Raw genomic sequence first — 8,316 nt, 5'->3', positions numbered from 1 at the left:
TATCTTTGCTCCTGTGTAAAATTCATGTTTTGTTTTTTTTTAAATTTATCTACTACAAAAATATTAAACTTTGAATTTTACACACTTTTTGGGACAGTATCGGTTCGAAATTAAAGTCCGGTTAAAAGAAAAAAGTCCGGTAAAATACCGAACTCTTTTTATAATTTGATAATGTTTAATTTGTATTACTTTTTGGGTAGCAAATCATTTATCGACGCACCATTTTTTGTCGATATAATAAATATCAATAAACTTTCAATTTGTCGCCTGTTTGTTCTATAATGGCTCTGTAGAAGTCATCGCTGTATTTGGGTTGTATTACTTCCGGAGCATAATATTTATAGTTTTCAGGCACTTCCCTTGCGGTCTTTATGTTGCCGTCCATATATTTTACAAAGAGATACTGATAAAACATTTTCCAGTTGGCTACGAGGCTGTCGGCTTCGAGATTGGAGAAACGTGTGAGATATGCCACTGCTTCCCGAGGATTGTTCTCATACAGAGAAGCTGCTTTAGCATCTATATCTTTGACTTGTTCCACCCATTTTGTTTCATATTCGCTCTGAAGTTTCTCAATCTCAGGATGAATATAGTTATATTTGGTATAGGCGAAGTTGGACACCTGATTGAAGATCCAGAATCCTGCAGTATCGGAATACTCCATTATGGAACCGTTGCCTTGTCTGTAGCATAACGGTATTTCTGTCATGCAGGTGTACATGGGGCAATATACCGTACTTGCTGCATCGTCAACGCCGAACCACAATATGCCTCCAAGTTGGGGTATGGTATTGGAGCGGCTTTGTGATATGAAAGAAAATCCTGTCTGTTGAGTGGCAGTGGTGCGTTCGTGTACGTATTCAACGCCATCGACTTCAAAATCCATGGGTCTCCAACGATAGGGGCAGTGGAAAGGACCGGCACCGAGGTCTAATGACATGTCGAGTTCTGTGCCTTCAAGATGGTCGCGCATGAATCTCATCATGTCGAGAACACTGACTTTCTCGGTAGGTTTCACCCATAATGGCATTCTGTTTGTTGGGAAAGTCTCGGGAGTCTGAGGCTGTCCTTCAATATATGGTTTGCTGCGTTTTATATCGCGTCCTGTAGCATAATCCCAATATTGTTCCATGCCGTCGGTGACACTGTTGAACATTGCCCAGACACGTATGTCGCAGGCTCTTGCTCCGCTGAAGGTGACAGGATTATAAACATCGGAGAATGAGAATAACTCATCAGGACCGACATATAAGTTGTTTTTCTTTGCAAAAGAAATGACATCATCGGCATAGATACAATCTATATTCTTGTCTTTCAAGAATTTATTCATATTCTTGGAAGTAACGCTTGTCTTGTTTTTCTTTGCGAGCGGGAAAGTAGTAATACGTGCCTGGTTGGCATGACCGCTGACATAACCGTCCGGGATACGACGTGCAACCCAGACTATACCTTTTTCTTTGCCTTTGCCTATAAGTTCCATGATCCACACCTCTTCCGGGTCTGCTATGGAGAAGGATTCTCCATCGCTCGGATAACCGTATAATGAAGTCAGTTCGGCAATGTTTTTAATAGCTTCACGCGCTGTCTTGCAGCGTTGTAATGTAATATATATCAATGAGCCATAGTCCATGAGCCCGCCTTCGTTGCCCATGTTGGGAAGTCCGCCGTATGTTGTTTCACCAATGGCGAGTTGCCATTCGTTCATGTTGCCCACTACGTTGTAAGTATGAGGAACTTCCGGTATCTGTCCGAGATACTTGCCGCTGTCCCAGTCGTAGATGTCACGCATGGCACCTTCCGGATGGTCAGCAGCAGGAAAATAATACAACTCTCCATAAAGTACATGAGAATCAGCGGCATAAGAAATCATGGTGCTGCCGTCTGTAGAGGCTCCCTTCGTAATAAGGAAGTTCGTGCAGGCTTTTACTCGTGTCATGGGAATAAGACACATCATTACTAATACTAATGTAAGAATCTTCTTCATTTTTTTATTATTTATTTGTTAAACTGATTATTATTCTTTTCGTATGCTTCAAGGACTTCCCTGATTTTTTTTTCATCCGTCTCAATCTGTTGTTCTAATTCTTGTAAATTGTTGAATTTGTGTTCATCACGTATCTTATCTATAAAACGCAGGCGTATGTTTTTACCGTAAAGGTCGCCTTCGTAGTTGATGATATGAGCTTCGAGACTTTTGGGGCGGTTGTCATCAAGAGTGGGACGCTGACCGGTATATACCATGGCAGGATATGTCATGTCGTCGAAATCGGCGTATGCAGCAAAAACACCCGGTTCTTCTATCATGAAATATTCCTGTTTCAACTCAAGATTAGCTGTCTTGTAGCCTAAAATATGACCGACTTCTGCTCCGTGTATTACTGTGCCGGAATAAGAATACTCGTAACCTAACAGTTTGTTGGCAAGTCTTATGTCTCCCTGTTGCAAGGAATGCCGTATCTTGGTGGAACTGATGGCGATATTGTCAACATCCTGGGCCGGTATTCTTTCTACTTTGAAATGATACTGAAGCCCTAATTCAAACAACATGCTGAAATCTCCCATACGGTTTTTCCCAAAATGATGGTCATATCCTATGATGATTTTTACGGGTTCTATTCGTTTTACTATATAATTCAAGATGAAATCCTCAGATAAGGTGCGTGAAAACTCTTTGGTAAAGTTGATGATTATCAAATTGTCTATACCAGTTTTTTCAATAAGTTTTATTTTGTCTTCCTGAGTGTTGATGAAACGTAGATGCGAACTGTCGATATTAAGGACTTGCCGAGGGTGAGGGTAGAATGTCACGACTACACTCTCGCCTCCTGTTTCTTTTGCCATTTTTACCATGCTTTTCAAGATGGCTTGATGACCTCTGTGTACACCGTCAAAGGTGCCTATTGTTACTATGGCTTTGGGTACTTTCTTATATTCTAAGATGTTATTAAAGACTTTCATACTAATGATTTGTCTATTATGTATTTTGCAATTTGTACGGCATTGGTGGCAGCGCCTTTCCTGATGTTGTCGGAGCATAACCAAAGATTCAGACCGTTTTCTGTGCTGAAATCGCGTCTTATTCTGCCGACGAAGACTTCATCTTTGTCATAAGCTGTGACAGGCATAGGATAAAGACATTCTGTCGGGTCGTCGCAAATAACAATGCCGGGCATGGCTTTTAATGTCGCAATGGCGTCTTCAAGGTCATATGGCTGCTCAAACTCTATGTTGACGGATTCGGAATGTCCTCCGTAAACAGGAACTCTCACCACTGTTGCTGTTACGGCAATGTCGGAATGCAATATCTTGTTTGTTTCGAAAATTAGTTTATCTTCTTCAGTCGTATATCCGTTATCTAAAAAAGACCCGCCTTGAGGAATGACATTTTCATGTATTTGATGAGGATAGGCAGGGTTGTCATAATGTTCGCCTCTTTGCTCGCAGTGTAACTGTTCCAATCCTTTCATACCGCTGCCGCTGACAGACTGATATGTTGATACCACAGTACGGCGTATGCCATAACGTCTGTGCAATGGAGCCAAAGCCATAACGAGAGCTATTGTCGAACAGTTGGGATTTGCAATGATACGGGTGTCGGCATTGATGTCGTCAGCATTTATTTCCGGCACTACAAGCGGAATGTCGTTGTCTCTGCGCCATGCCGAGCTGTTGTCTATTACAAAGGTGCCCTTGGCTGCAAATACAGGTGCATAAAGCAATGATGCTTCAGCACCGGCTGAAAAAATGGCAATGTCAGGCTTGTTGTCAATGGCTTCTTCTACAGAGACGAGACTGATGGCATCTCCTTTGAAATGTACTTTTTTGCCAATGGAACGCTTAGATGCAGCGACGATGAGCCTGTCGGCATTAATGCCTTGCTCTTCCAACACTCGTAACATCTTTTGTCCTACTAATCCAGTCGCTCCTATTACTGCAATCTTCATTTTTTAAATTGTTTATATAATCAATTTATTAACAGATATATATACAAAATATTGCTGTCTTGTACAGATAGATTTCCGTTAGCAAAGTTACGACAAATTCAGTAATATATTTGATTAGCTCGTAAAATTCTTACAAGATGGTTGTTTTTGGTTTTTTCTGTAATTTCTCATTATAATATTCTATGTGGAATCATAAAAAATATTACGTGTCTGATAATTTAAAATGGTTACTCCAAAAGTCAAATGTCTTGCAATTCGATTTTGAATTATGAATAATCGATTTTTTTGTAATTTCATGAAAAATCAAGAAGTATAAGAATCAGGATTGACGTTATTTACAATGTCATTTTTTAGTTAAATTAAGATAAGATATAAGTAAAATCTTACCTGACAAAGATGTTTTCTGGTTCGACAATTTATAAAAATACAGTGCTTGCTGTCATGTTTCATTTTATTTTTATTTTAAGGATGAAATGTTGAAAAAACAAGTAAATGTATCCTGAATGTATCCTAAAATTATAATTATGTATCCTAAATGTATCCTTTTTTATAGTTCAGACAAATAGTATGTTGACTGAAAAAAATGATATGGGAACAGAATATGCCTTAAAAAACGGATGAAAATCCATGTTTTTTTCATGGCTGTTCTGTAAAAGTTTGAGAAATCGTTTTTGTTCGTTAAAAACGTTATATGCAATCTTATAAAAGATAAACGCATGATACACGAAATATCATATTGTCAACATTTTATTGAGACGTCAAATAGTGCTGACTCTGCATGAAAAATACCATTTGATTTGCAAAAATTATAATAAATTGGTTATCAAGATATAATACAAACCCTCATCTTGGTTTATAAGCATATAAGTTTGATTATCAAGATATTATAAAGAACATAAATATTTTACTTGCAGTAATGATTTTTTAACAAATAATGTCCTTTTATGCTAATAAAAATATTATGTATCGCTTGAAAGTTAAATAAAGTTAAAAAACAAATTATTAAAGTGATTTACAGTATTTTTACATGCTTGAATACAAAATTTGTATCATTTGTAATTTGATAACCCAAATCGAAATATTTATGAAAACTTACTTTATTTGTTTGTTGTCGTTATGTATTGTATTTAAGACGATTCAAATATACGGACAGACTGTCGATGATTTCAGCGATGGCGACTTTACCGATAATCCTTCATGGCATGGCACTGATTCTGTTTTTATTGTCAATGACAAATATCAATTACAGACCAATGGCAAAGTAGCCGGTGTGGCATGGTTGTCGGTGTCGTACATGCCGAGCGATACTTTGGAATGGCGTTTTATGATTAGCGAGAAATTCGCACCTTCTTCCAAAAATTTTTGTGATGTCTTTTTGGGTTCCGACAATTCGGAACTTGTTATGGCAAAACAGGCATATTTTTTGCGCTTGGGGGAGGCGGGAAGCGATGATGTAGTGGATTTGATGAAATTGGAGAATGGCGAAACAAGCAGCATTTGTCGTGGAACAGATACTTTCATTTCCTCTTCTTTTACAGCGTACTTTAAGATACGTCGTTATCCCGACGGGCGTTGGGAGGTGATGGTGGACAAAACGGGTAGTGGAACTTATCATCTTGAGACACAAGGTATTGACAACTCTTTTCTTCCTGTCGGATATTTTGGATTGGTAGCGACTTATACGGCAAGCAATGCAAAAAAATTTTTTTTCGATGACCTATATATCGGCGAACCTGTCATGGATACCGAACCTCCCGTCCTCGTCTCAGCCAACGTCATTGACAATCATAATGTTTCCCTCGCGTTCAACGAATGTCTCGACGCTTCTTCCTCTTTGGACGTTACCAATTATCTCGTCTCTGACTTTGGATATCCGGATAGTGTAATATTATGTGAAGACTGTTCCATTATATGTCTTTCTTTTGGCAATGCCTTCCAGAATGATGTATTATATGAATTGACAATAAAAAAGGTGTCGGATGTTGAAGGTAATACCGCATTTGACTTGCATTGTAGTTTTGTGATACATCGTAACACCGAGAATGACGTGGTGATTAACGAGATAATGGCTGACCCTGAGCCTTCTGTGGAATTGCATTGGGAATATTTGGAGTTGTATAATACTACCGTATTGCCGCTGAACATATCAGGCTGGACTTTAGTTGTTGGGGCTACAGAACACAAGATTTTGAATGGCATAGTGATAGAACCGTATAATTATGTGCTTTTGTGTCATGAAAATGCTGTTGAAGAGATGTCGCAATACGGGCAATGTTGCGGATTATCAGGTTTCCAAATTGCGAACGGTGGTACCAATGTGGTGCTGTTGGATGATAATTACAATGTTATTTCTTCTGTGACTTTCGACATTAGTTGGTATAGAGATTCCGACAAGGCAGAAGGTGGCTGGGCTTTGGAACAGATTGACCCTTTGCATCCATGCGCCGGACGTGAGAATTGGCAGGAAAGTCATGATAAACGAGGAGGAACACCCTGTATGCTGAATTCTGTTGATGAATCTAATATATTGGAGCCTCGTGTGGATTATGTCAATGTGTTGTATGACAATATTGTAGAAGTCTATTTCACACATAAAATGGATGGGGTCACACTTTCCGATACTGAGAATTATTATATAGATGAATTGAAGACGAATCCTGTTTCCTGTCTGTTGTTGCCTGCCAAAAACAATTATGTCGAGTTGATTCTTGAACAACCTCTCGAAACAGGTATGATATATCATCTCGTTTTAAAAAATATAGTGAATTGCAGTGGGGTGCCTCTATCTGAAGATTGCGTGATTTCTTTTGGAATGACACAAGATGTTGAACCGGGAGATGTTTTGATTAATGAAGTTTTGTTTAATCCCGTTGAACCGGGAGTTGATTACGTGGAATTATATAATAATTCTGATAAGATATTGGATATTAACAGGTTAAGACTTGGTTCCGTTAAGATGTCCTTTCCTAATCCTCCTGATACTACACTGGTGGAATTATGCTCTGAACGACGTCCGTTGTTGCCTTGTGAATATCTTTTGCTGTCGCAAAATGGACGTATTGTTGGAGAACAATATAATACCGGAACAGACAACTTTCTGGATATGAAACGTTTTCCTTCTTACAACAACGACAGTGGTACTGTCTTGTTGATGGCATCTGACGGGAGTATGATAGATGTCATGCGTTATAACGACAAGATGCACTATCCCTTACTTGCAGTCACCAAAGGGGTGTCTTTGGAACGTATATCTTTTGATAAAGGTTCTTTGGATATAGATAATTGGCATTCTGCTGCTTTCAATGTAAATTATGGTACACCGGGTTATCGTAATTCTGTCATGACACAGGATATTACAGAAACGAATGTTGTTACTGTTGAACCGGAGATTTTTTCTCCCGATGGTGATGGTTATGATGAAACAGCCGGTATCTTTTTGACAGTGAAAGATACCGGCTGTACATTAAAGATAAATATCCTGGATTCATACGGACGACATGTAAGAAAACTTTCCGACAATGTTATGATATCGTCTGAAGCTTCATTTTTCTGGGACGGACTCGATGATGATAGAAATCGTGTCTCTCCGGGCATTTATATAATTCTCACTGAGTTGTTCAACATGAGTGGCGAGGTGAGAAGATATAAAAATGCAGTCGTCATCGCAACAAAATGATTACAATTTATATGTAACGCCTAACGAGAAAAATGTCAGACCATATCCTGCTTCAGCAACAACACCGAAATTTGGTGTGAAGTAATACCGTGCGCCTATGAATAATGAATAAGCAAATGCAGCAGATGTGTATTTGTTTGTTTTGACAGTATTTGTATTGTCTGTGTAAGTCTTCTTTTCAGAATTTGAATACACTCCAAGCATTAACCCGGCGTATGTATCTAAATTGTCAACGAAGTTGTAATGAAACAAACCTCTTGCACCGAAAACCCAACGAGTATAAAGATCTTTTATTTTGACATCATAATCATTCCAATGTACGTGTTTATATCTGCCAACTCCAACATAAGCACCTACTCCTATTGCACTGTTGGCGTCAAACAGGTTGTCAACAATACAATATTCACCGGAAATTGCAATTGGTGGAAGACCTATGGAATAATTGGTCAAGCTTCCAAAACCAATGGTTCCGTTAAGTACGATATCTCCTTTTGAAAATACTTGTGCATTGGTTGTAAACCCTATTAAACAACACAACACTGTTAAAATAATACTGATACGTCTCATTTGTTTGTTTTTTAGATTTATAATTTAGGACAAAGATACATAAAAAATCGACTTGCTGATTGAATAAACAATAAATTTGGGAAATAAGTTGTCCACATTTTGTTTTTGGCGTTTTAAATTTTGTTAAGT

Annotated in this window: 5 protein-coding genes; 1 reads left to right on the top strand and 4 read right to left on the bottom strand. The window is 38.4% G+C overall.

Features of this window, described 5'->3' with window-relative positions; translation table 11 throughout:
- Window positions 1-244: 244 nt before the first annotated feature.
- The 3 genes from ACZOVS_RS05150 to ACZOVS_RS05140 are packed head-to-tail and all read right to left on the bottom strand — an operon-like array spanning window position 245 to window position 3,944.
- Window positions 245-1,984: a dipeptidase gene (locus tag ACZOVS_RS05150; RefSeq protein ID WP_483996157.1), complete on the bottom strand. Its 1,740-nt coding sequence runs from the start codon at window positions 1,982-1,984 to the stop codon at window positions 245-247.
- 11 nt (window positions 1,985-1,995) lie between these two features.
- The gene (locus tag ACZOVS_RS05145) at window positions 1,996-2,958 is read right to left on the bottom strand and encodes a bifunctional riboflavin kinase/FAD synthetase (RefSeq protein ID WP_483996156.1); all 963 of its coding nucleotides are present in this window, start codon (window positions 2,956-2,958) and stop codon (window positions 1,996-1,998) included.
- A complete protein-coding gene (locus tag ACZOVS_RS05140; protein WP_483996155.1) occupies window positions 2,955-3,944 on the bottom strand; it encodes an aspartate-semialdehyde dehydrogenase in 990 nt (329 codons plus the stop codon). Before ACZOVS_RS05140 ends, ACZOVS_RS05145 begins: the two co-directional genes overlap by 4 nt.
- A gap of 1,084 nt (window positions 3,945-5,028) precedes the next feature.
- Between ACZOVS_RS05140 and ACZOVS_RS05135 the strand changes: the two genes are divergently transcribed.
- Window positions 5,029-7,620: a lamin tail domain-containing protein gene (locus ACZOVS_RS05135; RefSeq protein ID WP_483996154.1), complete on the top strand. Its 2,592-nt coding sequence runs from the start codon at window positions 5,029-5,031 to the stop codon at window positions 7,618-7,620.
- On the opposite strand, the gene ACZOVS_RS05130 is transcribed toward ACZOVS_RS05135, so the two are convergent.
- Window positions 7,621-8,187: a hypothetical protein gene (locus ACZOVS_RS05130; RefSeq protein ID WP_483996153.1), complete on the bottom strand. Its 567-nt coding sequence runs from the start codon at window positions 8,185-8,187 to the stop codon at window positions 7,621-7,623.
- Window positions 8,188-8,316 lie beyond the last annotated feature (129 nt).

The sequence above is a fragment of the Candidatus Limimorpha avicola genome, assembly GCF_056978975.1.
This window is presented reverse-complemented; position numbering and strand designations above follow the sequence as displayed.